Origin of the sequence: Hydrogenophaga sp. YM1 (genome assembly GCF_016903055.1) — a bacterium.
GTDB lineage: Bacteria > Pseudomonadota > Gammaproteobacteria > Burkholderiales > Burkholderiaceae_C > Hydrogenophaga > Hydrogenophaga borbori.
Genome location: NZ_CP070223.1, coordinates 1 through 16,866, shown reverse-complemented (window position 1 = coordinate 16,866; position 16,866 = coordinate 1). Strand labels below are relative to the sequence as shown.

Here is a 16,866-nt window from a genome sequence, read left to right as displayed (position 1 = left end):
TTAGGGTAACCCCTTGCGCCATCAATGTGCATGCGCATTCACAATGGCGCACCTTTTTTTACCCACCATGACCGCACTTCTCAGCTTTCGCTCCATCCCGCTGCCCGTCGCCGTCGGCGCGCGCGGCGCCTACATCTATGACGCAGACGGTCGCGACTACCTGGACGGCTCGGGCGGCGCAATGACCGTCAGCCTGGGCCACGGCGTGCCCGAAGTCGTCCGGGCGATCCAGGCGCAGGCCGAGCGCCTGTGCTTTTCGTACCGCACCCAATTCGGCAACGAGCCGGCCAATGAACTGGCGCAAGCCCTGGTGGAACTGGCCCCGTCCGGCATCGCCCACGCCTTCTTTGTCAACAGCGGGTCCGAGGCCTCGGAGCTGGCCATTCGCTCGTCCATCCAATACTGGCGCGAGCGCGGGCAGCCGGCCAAGACCCTGCTCCTGGGGCGCGAGATCAGCTACCACGGCATGACGATGGGGGCACTGTCCATGTCCGGCCACACGGCCCGCCGCAGCGACTACGCCAACCTGCTGCACCCTCTGGCCTTGGGCCCGAGCCTGCCCCGTCCCGGTGACGGCGCGGAGGCCGCCGTGGTGGAAGACCATCGTCGCCAATGGACCGAAGCCATCGGCTCCGTCGGGGCGGACCGCGTGGCGGCGTTGATCGTCGAGCCCATCGTGGGCGCGGCCGGCGGCGCGCTCACGCCGCCGCCGGGTTACATGCGCATGCTGCGCGAGGTCTGCGATGCCCAAGGCGTGCTGCTGATTGCCGACGAGGTGATCACCGGCATGGGGCGCACGGGGCGCTGGTTCGCTTGCGACCACGACGACGTCACGCCCGACGTGATCACCGTCGCCAAAGGCCTTACCAGTGGTTACACGCCCATGGGGGCGGTGTTGTACCGCGACACCCTGGTCGAGGCCATGCGCTCGGGCTCACGCAGTGCGCCTTTCGGGCACACCTTCAGCGGCAATCCGCTGAGCGCCGCCACCGCCCTGGCCGTGGTGCGCTACCTCCAATCGCATGCGGTACTCGACAACGTGGCCGCCCGGTCGGAGCAACTGCGCTCGGGCCTGCTGAGGTTGCAGGTTCGCTATCCGCAACTCATGGGCAACGTGCGCGGCCGCGGGTTGCTGCTCGGCTTTGACCTGTTCGACCCCGTGCGCGGTGGCGCGCCCGCGTCCTCGATGAACGCCAACACCGCGTTCACCGATGACTGCCAAGCCGAAGGCCTGATCGTCTATCCGGCCGGCATTGCCCCCGCCAACCACGCCGCGATCGTCAGTCCCCCGCTCACCATCAGCGCCGAGGACGCTGACGTCCTGCTGAGCCGGCTGGACGCCGGCCTGCGCCGATTCGCCGCCCGCTTTTCCCCCACCTGAGTGCCATCCAAAGGAGCTTTCCATGTCGAACACCCCCTTCAGCCGTCGCGACGTCCTCAAAGCCTTGGCCGCCACCGGCGGTTCGATGATTGGTGGCGTCTCCTGGGCGCAGTCCGCCCAGGGCCCCTTGAACATTGCGGTCATCTCTCAATTCAGCGGCAACTACGCCACCCTGGGCCCCTCGATCCTGCGCGGCGCTCAACTCGTGGTGGAGGAGCGCGGCGGCACCGTGCTGGGCCGCAAGATCAACCTGTTCCAGCGTGATGACGAAGGCAAGCCAGCCGTAGGCGTTCGCCGCCTCACGGAACTCGTGGAAAACGAGGGGGTGCGCTACTTCCTGGGCAACGCTTCCAGCGCCGTGGGCCTGGCGGAGGCCGACCTGGCCGCGCGCTCCAAGGTGGTGCAATTCGCTGGCGGCGGATCCGACGAGTTCACGGGCGCACGCTGCAACGACTACACCTTCCAGTGGTCGGCGCACCCCTACACCGCCTGCAGCGCCACCCTGGAGTACATCCGCAAGCAGTACCCCAAGGCCAAGCGCGTCTACACCCTCACCGCCGACTACGCCTTTGGCCACTCGCTGCTGAAATACACGCAGGCTCTGGCGGGTAGCCTGGGCTTCGAGGTCGTCGCGGGCGACAAGCACCCCGCCGGCGAGCGCCAGTTCACGCAGTACTTCAACAAGGCCTTTGCGGCCAAGCCCGACGTGGTGCTGCTGCTCACCGCTGGTGCCGACTTCCTGGCCGCCGTGCGCCAGCTCCACAGCTTCGGCGCCAAGGACCTGGTGGTGGGTGCGCCCTGGGCGGCCGAGATCGACGACCTCAAAGAGCTCACGCCCGACATGCGCAGCGGCCTGGTGCTGGGCCTCAACTACCACGCGGGCATCGACAACCCCGTGAACAAGGCCTTCGTCGCGCGCGCTACCCAGAAGTTCAAAAGCCTGCCGACCTATCCCATGGCCATCGGCTACGACGGCTTCCGCACGCTGTTCTTGGCAATGGAGAAGGCCAACAGCGTCGATCCCACGGCGGTGGCCAAGGCCATGGAAGGCTGGCGCTACGACAGCGTGCATGGCAGCACGCTGATCGAGGCCCGCACGCACCAGACCACGCGTCCGTACTACATCGCGCGTTGCAAAGGCCCCGGCGAAATGAAAGGCCCCGACGACATCGCCGAGATCGTCTACGAGGGCAACAAGCCGCAGCCGGCCGAACTCAACGACTGCAAGCGGGCCTGAGCCCTGGCTGTAACAGGAGAAGCCTCTTGAGTTCACTTGTGGCTGCGCAGCTCATCAATGGCTGTGCGATCGGAATGCTGTATGCGGTGATGGCCTTCGGCCTGTCCATCATCAAGGGGCTTCTCAACGTCCCGAACTTCGCGCACGGCGCTCTGTTCGCGGTAGGCGCCTACGTCTGCTTCGGGCTCAGTGGCCTGGGCCTGCCCTTCGGCGTGGCCCTGGCCTGCGCGTTTGCCGTGCCCGCGCTGATCGGCGCGCTGCTGCAACGCTTCGGCCTGGAGAAGCTTGCCAAGGCCGACTACCTGTTGCAGGTGCTGTTCCTGTTCGGCGTCGCGCTGGCGCTGGAGCAGACCCTGGTGGTGATCTGGGGCACCTCGGGCGTCAGCCTGACGCCGCCCGACGCGCTGAGCGGCTCGTTCGACCTGGGCTTCATGCGGCTGCCCCGATACCTGGTGTTCGTGACCGTGGCCAGCGCGATCAGCATCGCCGTGTTGTGGTTTCTCATCGAGCGCACCAGGATCGGCTCGCAGGTCCGCGCCGGCATCGAGAAGAGCGAGATGGCGCGTTGCCTGGGCATCAACGTCAAGGGCCTGCTGGTGCTGGGCTTTGCACTCGGCGCCGGCATGGCCGGTCTGGCCGGAGGCATCGCGCTGCCGCTGCTGGGCGCCAACAGCAGTTCGGGCAACGACATGATGTCGATCGCCTTCGTGGTGCTGGTGCTGGGCGGCCTGGGCTCGCTCTACGGTTCGGTGGTGGCGGGCCTGCTGCTGGGCATCGTGCAGAGCCTCAGCACGCTGGTGGCGCCCACCATGAGCACCCTGCTGTTGTACGTCGTGATGACTCTGGTGCTGCTGGTGCGGCCCCAAGGCCTGTTCGGGGAGCGCTGAAGCCATGCACATCAAACACTCAGGCTGGCGTGTGCCCGCGGTCCTGGCGGTTGTCCTGGCCATCGCGCCCTTCACCATGCCGGTGAACATCGCCAACGAGATCGTGGTCATGGCCATCTTCGCCATGGCCGCCAACCTCATCATCGGTGTAGCCGGGCTGTACTCGTTCGGCCACGCCACCTTCTTCGGCATCGGCGCCTACATGGGCGGCTACTTCCTCGCGCAGTACGGCACCTCCACGCTCACCACGCTGGTGATCGCCACCGTGGCCGGCGCGGTGTCGGCCGCGCTGATGGGCGCGATCGTCATCCGCCGCACGGGCTTCTACTTCATGATGCTCACCTTTGCCTTCAACCAGATGGCGTTCTACGTGGTGCTCACCTGGTCGGGCGTGACCGGTGGCGAAGACGGCATGGGCGGCATCTCGCGCACCCCGCTGGGCCTGCCGGGGCTGGGTTCGATCAGCCTGGACGACCGCCACGTGTTCTACGCGCTGTGCGCGGCGGTGTTCATCGCCAGCTTCTACGTGCTCAACCGCGTCAAGCGCAGCGCGCTTGGCCTGGTGCTGGAGTCGGCCAAGGAAAACCCGCGCCGCACCGCCTCGATTGGCTACTCCGTGTACCAGGCGCAGATCACGGCCTTTGCCATCTCGGGCGCCTTCGCCGGCCTGGCCGGCGCGCTGTACGCACTGCTCTACCGTTTCGTTCCGGTGGACACCATCAGCCTGGCCATGTCAGGCAACGTGGTGTTCATGATCGTGATCGGCGGCCTGTCCTCCATGGTCGGCCCGTTGATCGGCGCGGCGGTGTTCGTCTGGCTGCAGGGCCTCTTCAGTCTGGTGTGGGCGCGCTGGGCCCTGCTGTTCGGCCTCTTCATCGTGCTGGTGGTCTTCACCATGCCTAAGGGCCTGGTGGGCGCGTTCGAGCAGCTGCGCGCCGCGTGGGCGCAACGGAAGGGTGGGCGGGCATGAGCGCGCAGATTGCACTGGAGGCAGTAAACGTCATCAAGCGCTTCGGCAGTATGACGGCGGTTGACGAGGTGTCGATCCGGTTCACGGCCGGGCGCCTGCACACCATCCTGGGGCCCAACGGCGCGGGCAAGACCACGTTGTTCAATCTGCTCACCAAGGACTACAAGCCCGACGGCGGCGAGATCCGCCTGTTGGGCGAAACCGTGACGACGCTCAAGCCGCACGAGATCGCGCGCCGCGGTGTGGGCCGTTCTTATCAGATCACCAGCGTCATACGCGAGCTGAGCTTCTTCGAGAACGTGCTGCTGGCCGCCTACCGCGCCCGGCGCCAGGGTCGCTTCGGCGTCTGGCGCGAGGTGCGCGCCGACCCCGTGTCCGCCGACGAAGCCCGCCGCCTGCTGGCCAGCCTGGGCCTGGAGCGCTTTGCCGAGCGCAAGGCTGCCGACGTGTCCTATGGCGATCAGCGCATGCTGGAGCTGGCGGTGACGCTGGCCACGCAACCCCGCGTGCTGCTGCTCGACGAGCCCACCGCCGGCCTGTCGCAGCGCGAAAGCGAGCGCGTCAAGGACGTCGTGAACTCGCTCAAGTCGCGCTACACCATCGTCATGATCGAACACAAGATGAACGTGGTGATGGACATCTCCGACGACGTGACCGTGATGGCCCGGGGCCGGGTCATCGCCTCGGGTTCCCCCTCGCACATCGCGAACGACGCCGCCGTCAAGGCCGCGTACTTTGGACTATGAAGACACTGCTGCACGTCGACGCCATCGAGACCTTCTACGGCAAGAGCCAGGCCTTGCATGGCGTGAGCTTCCATGTGGAAGAAGGCGAAACCGTAGCGCTGCTCGGGCGCAACGGCGCGGGCAAGACCACCACGCTGCGCTCCATCATGGCCCTCAACCGCGTGGCCTCGGGCGCTGTGCGCTTTGATGGGCAGGACATCAATGGCCGCGAAACGCATGAGATCGCCCGCCTGGGCATCACGCTGGTGCCCGAAACGCGCGACGCCTTCTCCCTGCTCACGGTGGAAGAGAACATCCTGCTCGGGTACCGGCAAGGTTCGCCCTTCACGCTGGAGCGCATCCTCGATCTGCTGCCCATCATTAAGGAGTTCCGTGGCCGCAGGGGGGGCGAGCTCTCGGGCGGGCAGCAGCAGCTCATGGTGATGGCGCGCGGCCTGGCCATGGGGCCTCGGGTGCTCCTGCTCGACGAGCCGTCCCAGGGGCTGGCGCCCGTGATGGTGACCGCGGTGGCGGAGATTCTGCACAAGCTCAAGAAGGAGCGGCTCACGGTGGTGCTGGTCGAGCAGAATCTGCGCATGGCACTGGACGTGGCCGACCGCGTCGTGCTTCTGGAGGACGGGGCGACGGTCGACACCATGAGCAGCGCGCAGGCCCTGGCGGACCCTCCCCGGCTTGAAAAGCACCTGGCCGTTCACTGAATAATCGCCCGCATGACCGCCTCGCGCTCCAATCTTCCCGTCACGCAAAAAGACGTCGCCAAACTTGCCCAGGTGTCGCAAGCGGCCGTGTCGCGCTGGACATCGGGGCGGGGCTATGTCGCGGCCGATGTGCGCGAGCGCATCGAGAAGGCGGTAGCCGAGCTGGGCTACGCGCCCCATCCGCTGGCGCAGGGACTCAGCAGCGGCCAGTCCGACATCGTGGCCATCGTCATGGCCAATATCACCAACCCCTGGTACCCGGTGGTGCTGGAGCGCATCACGCACGCGCTGCAGGCGCTGCAGCTTCAGGTGCTGCTGTTCAACGCGGCGCCTCCCCAGTCGGTGGACGATGTGGTGCCGGACGTGCTGCGCTACCGCGTGCGCGGAGCCATCATCACCACGGCCGCCCTGTCGTCAACGGCGGCGCAGCAGTTTGCTGCGCGGGGCATACCCGTGGTGCTGTTCAACCGAACCACCCGCACCGGTGGCGTGCATTCGGTGTCCTGCGACAACGCCGATGGCGGCCGCACAGCGGCGGACTGCCTGCTCAAGGCGGGTGCCCGCCACGTCGCGTTCATGGGCGGTGGGCAGGACGCGTCCACCAGCACCGATCGGCTGCGTGGCTTCGTGCAGCAACTGCACGAGTGGGACCGAACGCCGGTGGCGACCCTGGAGGGCGAATTCACCTATGAGTGGGGATTCGAGGCGGTGCAACAGCTCATGGCGCAGCATCCGGAGATCGACGGCATCTTCTGCGCAGACGACGAAATCGCGTCGGGTGCCATGGACGCGCTGCGTTTTCGCCTGGGCAAGCGCATCCCACAGGACGTGCGCGTCTTGGGCTTTGACGACCACCCCATCGCCGCCAAGGCGGCCTACCAGCTCACCACCATCCGCCAGCCTGTGGAAGGAATGATCCAACAGGCGATCGAGCTGCTGCTCAATGGCGAGATCGCCCAGCCCTCCACGCAATTGCTCAAGGGCCAACTCATCATGCGCGGCTCGGTTTGAGCCAGCGCGCAGCCATTGGGGCGTTCCGCCCCGCGAGGACCTGACCATGTTCGATGTGATCTTCAAGAACGGCACCGTGTTCGACGGTTCCGGCGGGCACGGCGAAGTGCGTGACGTCGGCGTGCGCGATGGGCGCATCGAGGCGATCGGGGCGCTGGGCGAAGACGCCAGCCAGCTCGTGGAGTGCAGCGGCCTCACGGTCGCACCGGGCTTCATCGACATCCACACGCACTCCGACGCCACCCTGCTGTCCGACCCGGACGGCTATAGCCTGCTGATGCAGGGCGTGACGACGGAAATCATTGGCAACTGCGGCTTTTCCTGCGCACCGTGCCTTAAGCGTGAACTGGTGGAGCGCTTCATGATCGGGCGCCTGCCGGGTCAGGCCTTCACCTGGTCTTCCTTCGGCGAGTACCTTGACGTGTTGCAGGCGCAGCGCCCTGGCCTTAACGTGGGCGCCTACGTGGGGCACAACACCGTCCGTCTGAACGTGGTGGGCAACGAGCCCAGGGGGGCCACCGACGACGAGCTGCAGTACATGGGCAACATCATGCGGCGCTCGCTTGAGGAAGGCGCCATCGGCGTGAGCTCGGGACTTGAATACAACCCCGGCTTCAACTCGGACCTGCGCGAACTGGTGGAAATGGCCAAGGTGGCCAAGGAGTTCGATGCCGTCTACGCCAGCCACATCCGAAACCGCGACTGGAACTACGAGATGGGCCTTGGCGAGGCGCTGGCCACGGCGCGGCTGTCGCAGGCGCGTTTGCAGCTCTCCCACCTGGCGCCCAAGACCGGCGCCCCGGCCCACGCGGCCGAGCACATGCTGGAGATGATCGAGTGGACGCGCCAGAGTGGCGCGGACGTGGGTTTCGACGTCATCCCGCACGAGTGGGGACCGACCTTCCTCTACACCATCCTTCCCAAATGGGCCTATGAGGGTGGGGTGCCCGCCATGCTGCAGCGCCTGGCCGACCCTGATCAGCGAGCGGCCCTCAAGAACAACACCTTTCCCCAATGGAAGCTGGTGGCGCAGAAGCGCTGGTCTGAACTGGTGCTGACCCGCTCCGCAGGCAACCGCGAACTGATTGGGCTCGATTTCGCCGAGATCGGGCGCCGCCGTGGCGTGGATCCGCACGACGCCATCCTCGACATTCTGCTGGAGGAAGGTGAGGCCGTGGCGGACTGCACCTGGGCCGGCCGCATTTCCGAGGACCAGGACATCCGCCTGCTGATGTCGCAGCCCGGCTGCGCGGTGATTTCGGACGCCATTACCCTGAACACGAGCGGGCCGCTGAAGGACGTGCAGTTCGCACCCACGGCCTTCGGCTGGACCGCGCGCTTCCTGGGCCACTACGCACGCGACCTCGACATGATGGATCTGGGCGAGGGCATCCGCCGGCTCACTTCGTTGCCCGCGCAACGCATGGGCCTGAAGGCGCGTGGCAGCCTGCAGAAGGGCTACCACGCCGACGTGGTGGTGTTCGACGCCCATCGGATCTCGGACCGGTCCTCCGTGCAAAACATGGCCAAGAGCCCGCAAGGCCTCTTGCACGTGATGGTCAACGGCCAGTTCGCGGTGAAGGACGGCTCGCGGACGGCGGTTCGCGCGGGGCAAGTGTTGCGGCGCTGAGCGCCCGGCGCTGGCGCCTCTGGGCACCTTCATGCTCGAAGGGGCCGGAGGAGGCGTCGCCCTCTGCCGCTGAAGAGACGGTGAGCCCCGCGATCGAGCTTCTGCGTCGCGCCGTGCACCTGCTCGCTGAATCAAGGGGCGAGCCGTGGGTGAAGAAGGCCAGTGTGCTGCCCATGATCAAACGCCTGGACCCGACATTCGACCCCAGGGACCATCAATTCGCGAGCTTTGCCGAATTGTTGAAATCCCTGGACTCGGTGATCGAGGTGCGCAAGGGTGAGAGCGACCATGAGCTGCGCCTCCGATGAGGCCCTCGATAGCTCATCTCAAAACCTTGCAGTCCTTCATGCAGCGCACGGCCTTGGTGTCGGGCCGGTCGTCGACGATGAAGCCGTCGCGGTTGGGCATCTTGAGCGCCTTGAGCGTGGCGGCGTTCACCACCGCGTCGGCCGGCAGCAGGCCGTTGAGGTGCAGGATGTAGCCGGTGACGGCGTAGACCTCGTCGTTGCTCAGGGACTGCGGCTGGGTGAGCGGCATGGCCCGGCGCACGTAGTCGAAGAGCACGGGTGCGAACGGGTACATGCTGCCCGGGGTCAGGAGGCGGCGTTCGGTGGTAAAGGAGCCGATGCCGCCGACCATGGTGCCGAACATGATGCCGCCCTCGGCCTTGGCGCCGTGGCAGGACGCGCACTTGCCGTCGTACACCGCCTGTCCCTGGGCGATGGTGCCGCTGCCGTCCGGCAGGCCCGCGCCGTCGGTGGTGCGGATGTCGATGTTCCAGCTGGCCAGTTCGGCCTCGGTAATGGGTTGGCCGAACGCGGCCTTGACCGTCGGCGCCGCGGTGGCGTGTGCACCGGGGCCCTTGGGCTGTGTGGGCTGTGCGGCCTGCGCGCTGCCCGCCAGCAGCCAGGCGCAGGCCATGGCGCAGCCCAGGGGAACGAGGGTGTTAAGCGATCGCATTGCTCACCTCCCCGGCGGTGTTGATGGTCCACGGGAAGATGCCGTTGTGGTGCTGCACGAAGCCGGTGATGGCGCGCACCTTCTGGATGTCTTCCACGGTGGGTTGCACATAGCCCGTCGAATCCACCGCGCGGCTGGCGATCTTGGCGGGCGATCCGTCCCAGTTCCAGCGCAGGCGAAAGCGCGTCAGGCATTTGTCGAGCACCGGTTCTTCCAGCTCGGCCTGTCGCCAGGTCCGCCCGCCGTCCACGGTGACGTCCACCGCCCGGATCTTGCCCAGGCCCGACCAGGCGAAGCCGATGATTTCCACCGGGCCGCGCTGCACCTTCATCGAACCCGAGGGCGAGGTGATCACCGACTTGGCCTCCATGGCGAAGCTGAACTGGCGCCATTTGCCGTTGGGCATGGGGTCGGTGTAGCGCGCGGTTTCGCTGCGCAGGTGCCAGGGCTTGTCGCCCATCTTCAGGCGGCGCAGCCACTTGATGCTGACGTTGCCCTCCCAGCCGGGGATGAACAGCCGCAGCGGGTAGCCGTTCTCGGCGCGCAGCATTTCACCGCCCGTGGCGTACACCAGCAGGGCGTCGTCCATCAGCTTTTTGATGGGCAGGCTGCGGGCGTGGGCCGAGCCATCGGCGCCTTCGGCCAGGCCCCAGGTGGCCTTGGGGTCGACGCCGGCCTCGTCCAGCAGCACGGACAGCGGCACGCCCGTCCATTGCGTGCACGAGAGCAGGCCGTGCGTTTGCTGCACGGTCTTGGAGGCCGGTTTGAGCCAGTCGGTCAGGCCGTTGCCCGAGCATTCCATGAAGTAGAAGCGCGACACCGAGGGGTAGCGCATGAGGTCGCTCATGGTGAACACCAGCGGCTGGCGGACCATGCCGTGGATGGCGAACCGGTGCTGCTCCGGATCGATTTCCGGTACCCCGTTGTGGTGGCGCTCGTAGATCAGCCCGTTGGGCGTGACGATGCCGTGCTGCTGGTGGACCGGCGTGAAGCTCCAGTCGGAAAAGTTCTGCTTGTTCACCAGCACGTCGGTACGCCGGCGTTTGACGTGCGCCTCGAACTTGGACGGCATGCCGTATTCGTTCTCGGGGATCGGCGTGCCCGGGCGCAGGTTGGAGTCCGGCACCGGCAGCGCGGCCCGGGCCGGGCCGGCCGCGGCCAGGCCCGCCAGGCCGGCGGCGGCCGCCGCCGTCTGCGCGAACAGCTGTCGCCGTGCGGGTTGCCGCGGGTGGGTGATGGACCGCGTGGTCGCCAGCTCCGATTGGGCCTGCCGCACCAAGCGCTGGCCTGGGTCTTCCTTGCTCACGGCTTGTCTCCAGTGGGGTGTTGTGGGATGTCTACCAACCGACCGATCGGTACAAGCCACTATCGCGGCAATCGCCAAGGAAGATCACTGGGGTTTACCCGTGCAGGCCGCGGCCCGCCGCGTCAGGTGGCGCGCAGCATGCGCAGCGTCAGGTCGTTGAAGCGCTCGGCGATGGCCTGTGCGCCCTCGGGCCGTTGCGGCTTCATCCAGAGGTAGCAGTAGTAGTACATGCCCAGCACGCCCTTGAGCACGACGGCATCGAAGGGCCGGAACACGCCTTGTTCCGCGCCTTCGATCATGGTGTCGCGCCACACCTGTTCGTAGCGGCCGTGCCAGCCCATGACCTCGTTGCAGCGTTCGGTTGAGAGCGACTGAACGTCCCGGAAGCAGACCGTCAGCTCGGCCTGGTGCGAGGCCACCTTGTGCACCAGGACCGAGCCGAGTCGGGTCAGCCGCGCGACCGGGTCGCTTTCCTCGGCCTTGAGGCGCAGCGCGCTGTCGGCCAGCTCGGTGATGTACTCACGGGTGACGTCGTACAGCAGGTCTTCCTTGCTGCGGATGTGGTGGTACAGCGCCCCGCGGCCGAGCTTCACCGCGTCCTGGATGTCGCTCATGCCGACCGCGTGGTACCCGCGCTGCGCGAACAGCTGGGCCGCGATCTTCACGATGCGCGCCCGCTGCGGCAACTCGGGGTAGTCGGTCACATCCATGGCAGGGCGGTGCCGGCGATCGCAAGGCCGGTCAGACGTCGATGTTGCCGGCCCTCAGCGCGTTGGTCTCGATGAAGTCGCGCCGCGGCTCCACCTCGTCGCCCATCAGCATGGTGAACACGCGGTCCGCCTCGATCGCGTCGTCGATCTGCACGCGCAGCAGGCGGCGCACTTCGGGGTCCATGGTGGTTTCCCAGAGCTGCTCGGGGTTCATCTCGCCCAGGCCCTTGTAGCGCTGGCGCGCGGTGGTGCGTTCGGCTTCGCTGATGAGCCATTGCATGGCGGTGCGGAAGTCGCTCACGCGCTCTTCCTTCTGCTTGTCGCCCTCGCCGCGCATGACCTTGGCGCCGTCGCCCAGCAGGCCGCGGAAGGTGTTGGCGGCCTCGGCCAGGGCGGCGTAGTCGGCGCCGTGCACGAAGTCTTGCGTGATGACGCTGCTCTTGATGTTGCCGTGGTGGCGGCGGCTGATGCGCAGCACGGGCTTGTCGGTGCGCTGGTCGAACTCGGCCGTCACGGTGGCGGGCACGCCGGTGGTGCTGAGCTCGCGCAGCTTGGTCTGCAGGTCCTGCGCGCTGGCGGACGCGGCTTCCATGTCGTCCAGGCCGAGGGCCACGCCGTCGGCCACGGCGCGCAGCGCCTCGGCGTCCATGAAAGCCGACAGGCGTGCGATCACGTGTTCGGCCACCTGGTGCTTGCGCGCGAGCTCTTCCAGGGTGGCGCCTTCGAGGGTGGCGTTGGACGCGCCGCCGGTCATCACCTTGGCGTCTTTCAGCGCGATGCGCAGCAGGAAGCCGTCGAGCGCGGCGGCGTCCTTCAGGTACAGCTCTTCCTTGCCGCTCTTTACCTTGTACAGCGGCGGCTGCGCGATGTAGATGTGGCCGCGCTCCACCAGCTCGGGCATCTGGCGGTAGAAGAAGGTGAGCAGCAGGGTGCGGATGTGGGCGCCGTCGACGTCGGCGTCGGTCATGATGATGATGCGGTGGTAGCGCAGCTTGGCCACATCAAAATCGTCGGCGCCGCTCTTGCCGTCGCCGGCACTGCCGGCCTTGCCGATGCCCGTGCCCAGCGCGGTGATCAGCGTGAGGATCTCGTTGGAGCTCAGCAGCTTCTCGTAGCGCGCCTTCTCCACGTTGAGGATCTTGCCGCGCAGCGGCAGGATCGCCTGGAACTTGCGGTCGCGGCCTTGCTTGGCCGAGCCGCCGGCGGAGTCGCCCTCCACGATGTAGATCTCGCACAGCGCCGGGTCTTTCTCCTGGCAGTCGGCGAGCTTGCCGGGCAGGCCCATGCCGTCGAGCACGCCCTTGCGGCGCGTCATCTCGCGCGCCTTGCGCGCGGCTTCGCGCGCTCGCGCGGCCTCGATGATCTTGCCGCAGATGATCTTGGCGTCGTTCGGCCGCTCCTGCAGGTAGTCGGTCAGCAGGCGGGCCACCACGTCTTCCACCGGGCCGCGCACCTCGCTGGAGACCAGCTTGTCCTTGGTCTGGCTGCTGAACTTGGGCTCGGGCACCTTCACGCTGAGCACGCAGCACAGGCCCTCGCGCATGTCGTCACCGCTGACCTCGACCTTGGCCTTCTTGGCCAGCTCGTTTTCTTCGATGTACTTGTTGATGACGCGCGTCATGGCCGCGCGCAGGCCGGTCAGGTGGGTGCCGCCGTCGCGCTGCGGGATGTTGTTGGTGAAGCAGAGCACCTGCTCGTTGTAGCCGCTGTTCCACTGCATGGCCACCTCGACACCGATGTTGGTGCCCTGGTCGCTCTGGCGGTCGCCCGTGGCGTGGAAGATGTTCGGGTGCAGGACGGTCTTGCCCTTGTTGATGAACTCGACGAAGCCCTTCACGCCGCCCGCACCGGAGAAGTCGTCCTGCTTGCCGCTGCGCTCGTCGTGCAGGCGGATGCGCACGCCGTTGTTGAGGAAGCTGAGCTCGCGCAGGCGCTTGCTCAGGATCTCGTAGTGGAAGTCGTTGTTCTCTTTGAAGATCTCGGTGTCGGGCAGGAAGTGCACCTCGGTGCCGCGCTTCTCGGTGGCGCCGGTGACCTTCATGGGCGAGATCTCGATGCCGCTCTGGTCTTCCAGGATGCGGTTCTGCACGAAGCCGCGCGCGAACTCCAGCTGGTGCACCTTGCCTTCGCGGCGCACCGTCAGGCGCAGCCACTTGCTGAGCGCGTTCACGCAGCTCACGCCCACGCCGTGCAGGCCGCCCGAGACCTTGTAGCTGTTCTGGTTGAACTTGCCGCCGGCGTGCAGTTCGGTCAGCGCGATCTCGGCCGCGCTGCGCTTGGGCTCGTGCTTGTCGTCCATCTTCACCCCGGTGGGGATGCCGCGGCCGTTGTCGACCACGCTGATGGAGTTGTCGGTGTGGATGGTGACGACGATGTCGTCGCAGTGGCCGGCGAGCGCTTCGTCGATGGAGTTGTCGACCACCTCGAACACCAGGTGGTGCAGGCCGGTGCCGTCGGAGGTGTCGCCGATGTACATGCCCGGGCGCTTGCGCACCGCCTCCAGGCCTTCGAGGATCTGGATCGAGCCCTCGCCGTAACCCTCGCTCGCCCCGGCCTGGTTCGGATCGATCTTGGGCTGGAAATTGGAGCTTTCGGGGCTCGTGGACTCGTCGGACATAGGAACTTTCTCGATCGCTAGAAACGCCAAACCCGCTGTTCAGCGGGTCGGGCTCGATATCGGGTCGGGAGCGCTGCGCTCAGATGCGCATGGGCATGACAACGTATTTGAAGGCGTTGTCGTCGGGGTTGGTGACGAGGGCCGAGCTGTTGCCGTCGGCCAGCTCCACACGGACCATCTCCTGGCCCATGTTCTGCAGCGCGTCGATCAGGTAGGTGACGTTGAAGCCGATCTCGATGGTGTCGCCACCGTAGTCGATGTCGAGTTCGTCGACCGCCTCTTCCTGCTCGGCGTTGCTCGAGGCCACGCGCAGCGTGCCGGGCTCGACGTTGAGGCGCACGCCCTTGAACTTCTCGCTCGTCATGATGGCGGTGCGCTGCAGGCTGGCCAGCAGCGGCGCGCGGCCCAGGGTGACGATGTTCTTGTGGTTCTTGGGGATGACGCGGTTGTAGTCGGGGAACTTGCCCTCGACCAGCTTGGTGACGAACTCCATGCCGTCGAAGCTGAACTTGGCCTGGTTGGCCGCGAACTGCATCTCGATGGCACCGTCCTTGTCGGACAGCAGGCGCTGCAGCTCCAGCACGGTCTTGCGCGGCAGGATGACCTCCTGCTTGGGCACTTCCACGTCCAGCGTGGCGGAGGCGAAGGCCAGGCGGTGGCCGTCGGTGGCCACCAGGCTGAGCTGCTGGCCCTCGGCCACGAACAGGATGCCGTTGAGGTAGTAGCGGATGTCGTGCACCGCCATGGCAAAGGACACCTGGCCCAGCAGGCCCTTGAGCGTCTTCTGCGGCACGCTGAACGCGGGGCCGAAGCTGGCCGATTCCTGCACCAGCGGAAAGTCTTCGGCCGGCAGGCTTTGCAGGGTGAAGCGGCTCTTGCCGCCCTTGAGGATGAGCTTGCCGCCGGTCTGCTCCAGGCTCACGGTCTGGTCGCCCGGCATGGTGCGCAGGATGTCGATGAGCTTGCGCGCGCCCAGGGTGGTGGCGAAGCTGCCGCTGTCGCCGTCGAGCTCGGCCGTGGTGCGGATCTGGATTTCCAGGTCGCTGGTGGTGAGCTGCAGCTGCGAGCCCGTCTTTCGCAGCAGCACGTTGGCCAGGATGGGCAGGGTGTGGCGCCGCTCCACGATGCCCGAGACCGACTGCAGCGCGGCCAGAACCTTGTCCTGCGAGGATTTGAAAACGATCATCTGCGGCTCTTTCGTTATTTGAAGGTGTCTCCCGGAGCGGGATCGGCGGGCCAAAACCCCCCTATTCTCGCCCTTTTTGAACGCTGTTTACCAGCGGTTGCACCTGGCGCGGGCTCAGCCTTTCAGGGTCTGCTCCAGCACATGCAGCTGCTGATTGAGTTCGGTGTTCTGCTGGCGCTCGCCGGCGATCTTGCGCACGGCGTGCAGCACGGTGGTGTGGTCTCGCCCGCCAAACAGTTCCCCGATCTCGGGCAGGCTCTTCTGGGTGAGCTCCTTGGCCAGGAACATGGCGATCTGGCGCGGCCGGGCAATGCTGGCCGGGCGCTTCTTGGAATACATGTCGGCGACCTTGATCTTGTAGAAGTCGGCCACCGTCTTCTGGATGTTTTCCACGCTGATCTGCCGGTTCTGGATGGACAGCAGGTCTTTCAGGGCGTCGCGCGCCAGCTGGATGGAAATGTCCTTCTGGTTGAAGCGCGAATAGGCCAGGATCTTGCGCAGCGCGCCTTCGAGCTCGCGCACGTTGGAGCGTACGTTCTTGGCGACGAAGAAGGCCACTTCCTCGGGCATCACGGCGGCCTCGGCGGCGGCTTTGTTGATCAGGATGGCCACGCGCATTTCCAGCTCGGGCGGCTCGATGGCCACCGTCAGGCCGGAATCGAAGCGCGAGATCAGGCGCTCGGTGATGTCGGCCAGGCCCTTGGGGTAGGTGTCGCTGGTGAGCACGATGTGGCTCTTGCGGGCCAGCAGCGCCTCGAAGGCATTGAAGAACTCTTCCTGGGTGCGGTCCTTGTTGGCGAAGAACTGCACGTCGTCGATCAGCAGCAGGTCCAGCGAGTGGTAGCGGGCCTTGAACTCATCGAAGGTCTTGCGCTGATAGGCCTTAACCACATCCGAGACGAACTGCTCGGCGTGGATGTAGAGAACTTTGGCCTGGGGCCGCTCGGCCAGCAGGTGATTGCCGATGGCGTGCACCAGGTGGGTCTTGCCCAGGCCGACCCCGCCGTAGATGAACAGGGGGTTGTACAGCTGGCCGAGGCTGCCGGCCACGTGCATGGCCGCGGCGCGTGCCATGCGGTTGGCCGAACCCTCCACCAGCGAGCCGAAGGTGAGCGAGGGGTTGAGCCGCGTCTTGGGCGCGCTGGCGGGCTCCAGGGGGGCCACGTCGGCCATCTCGGCGAGCACGGAATCGGCTGGTGCGTCGAACACAGGGCGGTTGGCGGGCATCGTCCGCGCGGGGGCTTCGCGAGGAGCGAGCGCTAACTCAAGTGTGACGGGCGCACCTCGAACACTTTCCAGCAAGGCGCTGATGCGGGGGGCGTACTGGGCGCGGATCCAGTCGAGCTTGAAGCGGTTGCCCACGGCCAGGACGACCTTGGAATCGTCCGGCGCGACGGTGGCGCTCAGGGGGCGGATCCAGGTGTTGAACTGCTGCTCGGGGATTTCCTGGGCCAGGCGTTCGATGCACGCCGACCACAGCGAACGGTCGTCGCGCAGCGCGGCAGAAGGGGGGGGGCCCTCGGACAT

The 16,866-nt window shown here is 66.6% G+C and carries 15 protein-coding genes; 9 read left to right on the top strand and 6 right to left on the bottom strand.

What is annotated here, in order from left to right; genetic code table 11:
* Nucleotides 1–67: 67 nt before the first annotated feature.
* From JNX00_RS00075 to JNX00_RS00035, 9 genes are all read left to right on the top strand, one after another.
* Nucleotides 68–1,381, top strand: a complete 1,314-nt coding sequence (locus JNX00_RS00075) for an aminotransferase class III-fold pyridoxal phosphate-dependent enzyme (RefSeq protein WP_239478216.1) — start codon at nt 68–70, stop codon at nt 1,379–1,381.
* Nucleotides 1,382–1,403: 22 nt separating this feature from the next.
* Complete coding sequence (locus tag JNX00_RS00070) at nt 1,404–2,618, top strand: ABC transporter substrate-binding protein (protein WP_204743737.1); 1,215 nt, start codon at nt 1,404–1,406, stop codon at nt 2,616–2,618.
* Between the two features lie 26 nt (nt 2,619–2,644).
* Nucleotides 2,645–3,505: a branched-chain amino acid ABC transporter permease gene (locus JNX00_RS00065; RefSeq protein ID WP_204743736.1), complete on the top strand. Its 861-nt coding sequence runs from the start codon at nt 2,645–2,647 to the stop codon at nt 3,503–3,505.
* Between the two features lie 4 nt (nt 3,506–3,509).
* Nucleotides 3,510–4,475: a branched-chain amino acid ABC transporter permease gene (locus tag JNX00_RS00060; RefSeq protein WP_204743735.1), complete on the top strand. Its 966-nt coding sequence runs from the start codon at nt 3,510–3,512 to the stop codon at nt 4,473–4,475.
* Nucleotides 4,472–5,221 carry an ABC transporter ATP-binding protein gene (locus JNX00_RS00055; protein ID WP_204743734.1) on the top strand — a complete coding sequence of 250 codons (750 nt, stop codon included), beginning with the start codon at nt 4,472–4,474 and terminating at the stop codon, nt 5,219–5,221. Before JNX00_RS00060 ends, JNX00_RS00055 begins: the two co-directional genes overlap by 4 nt.
* Nucleotides 5,218–5,919: an ABC transporter ATP-binding protein gene (locus JNX00_RS00050; RefSeq protein WP_204743733.1), complete on the top strand. Its 702-nt coding sequence runs from the start codon at nt 5,218–5,220 to the stop codon at nt 5,917–5,919. The genes JNX00_RS00055 and JNX00_RS00050 overlap by 4 nt, the downstream gene beginning before the upstream one ends.
* Before the next feature lie 12 nt (nt 5,920–5,931).
* The gene (locus tag JNX00_RS00045) at nt 5,932–6,930 is read left to right on the top strand and encodes a LacI family DNA-binding transcriptional regulator (protein WP_204743732.1); all 999 of its coding nucleotides are present in this window, start codon (nt 5,932–5,934) and stop codon (nt 6,928–6,930) included.
* A gap of 46 nt (nt 6,931–6,976) precedes the next feature.
* The gene (locus JNX00_RS00040) at nt 6,977–8,560 is read left to right on the top strand and encodes a D-aminoacylase (RefSeq protein WP_204743731.1); all 1,584 of its coding nucleotides are present in this window, start codon (nt 6,977–6,979) and stop codon (nt 8,558–8,560) included.
* An 80-nt stretch (nt 8,561–8,640) separates the two neighbouring features.
* Complete coding sequence (locus JNX00_RS00035; RefSeq protein WP_239478215.1) at nt 8,641–8,868, top strand: OST-HTH/LOTUS domain-containing protein; 228 nt, start codon at nt 8,641–8,643, stop codon at nt 8,866–8,868.
* A 13-nt stretch (nt 8,869–8,881) separates the two neighbouring features.
* Here JNX00_RS00035 and JNX00_RS00030 read toward each other — a convergent pair whose 3' ends face one another.
* From JNX00_RS00030 to dnaA, 6 genes are all read right to left on the bottom strand, one after another.
* A complete protein-coding gene (locus JNX00_RS00030; protein ID WP_239478214.1) occupies nt 8,882–9,520 on the bottom strand; it encodes a cytochrome c in 639 nt (212 codons plus the stop codon).
* A complete protein-coding gene (gene soxC / locus JNX00_RS00025; protein WP_239478213.1) occupies nt 9,507–10,826 on the bottom strand; it encodes a sulfite dehydrogenase in 1,320 nt (439 codons plus the stop codon). The genes JNX00_RS00030 and soxC overlap by 14 nt, the downstream gene beginning before the upstream one ends.
* 122 nt (nt 10,827–10,948) lie before the next feature.
* Complete coding sequence (locus tag JNX00_RS00020; RefSeq protein ID WP_204743730.1) at nt 10,949–11,536, bottom strand: TetR/AcrR family transcriptional regulator; 588 nt, start codon at nt 11,534–11,536, stop codon at nt 10,949–10,951.
* A gap of 31 nt (nt 11,537–11,567) precedes the next feature.
* The gene (gene gyrB, locus JNX00_RS00015) at nt 11,568–14,153 is read right to left on the bottom strand and encodes a DNA topoisomerase (ATP-hydrolyzing) subunit B (RefSeq protein ID WP_070399693.1); all 2,586 of its coding nucleotides are present in this window, start codon (nt 14,151–14,153) and stop codon (nt 11,568–11,570) included.
* 79 nt (nt 14,154–14,232) lie between these two features.
* Nucleotides 14,233–15,339, bottom strand: a complete 1,107-nt coding sequence (gene dnaN, locus JNX00_RS00010; RefSeq protein ID WP_070399694.1) for a DNA polymerase III subunit beta — start codon at nt 15,337–15,339, stop codon at nt 14,233–14,235.
* Between the two features lie 114 nt (nt 15,340–15,453).
* Complete coding sequence (dnaA, locus tag JNX00_RS00005) at nt 15,454–16,866, bottom strand: chromosomal replication initiator protein DnaA (RefSeq protein ID WP_070399695.1); 1,413 nt, start codon at nt 16,864–16,866, stop codon at nt 15,454–15,456.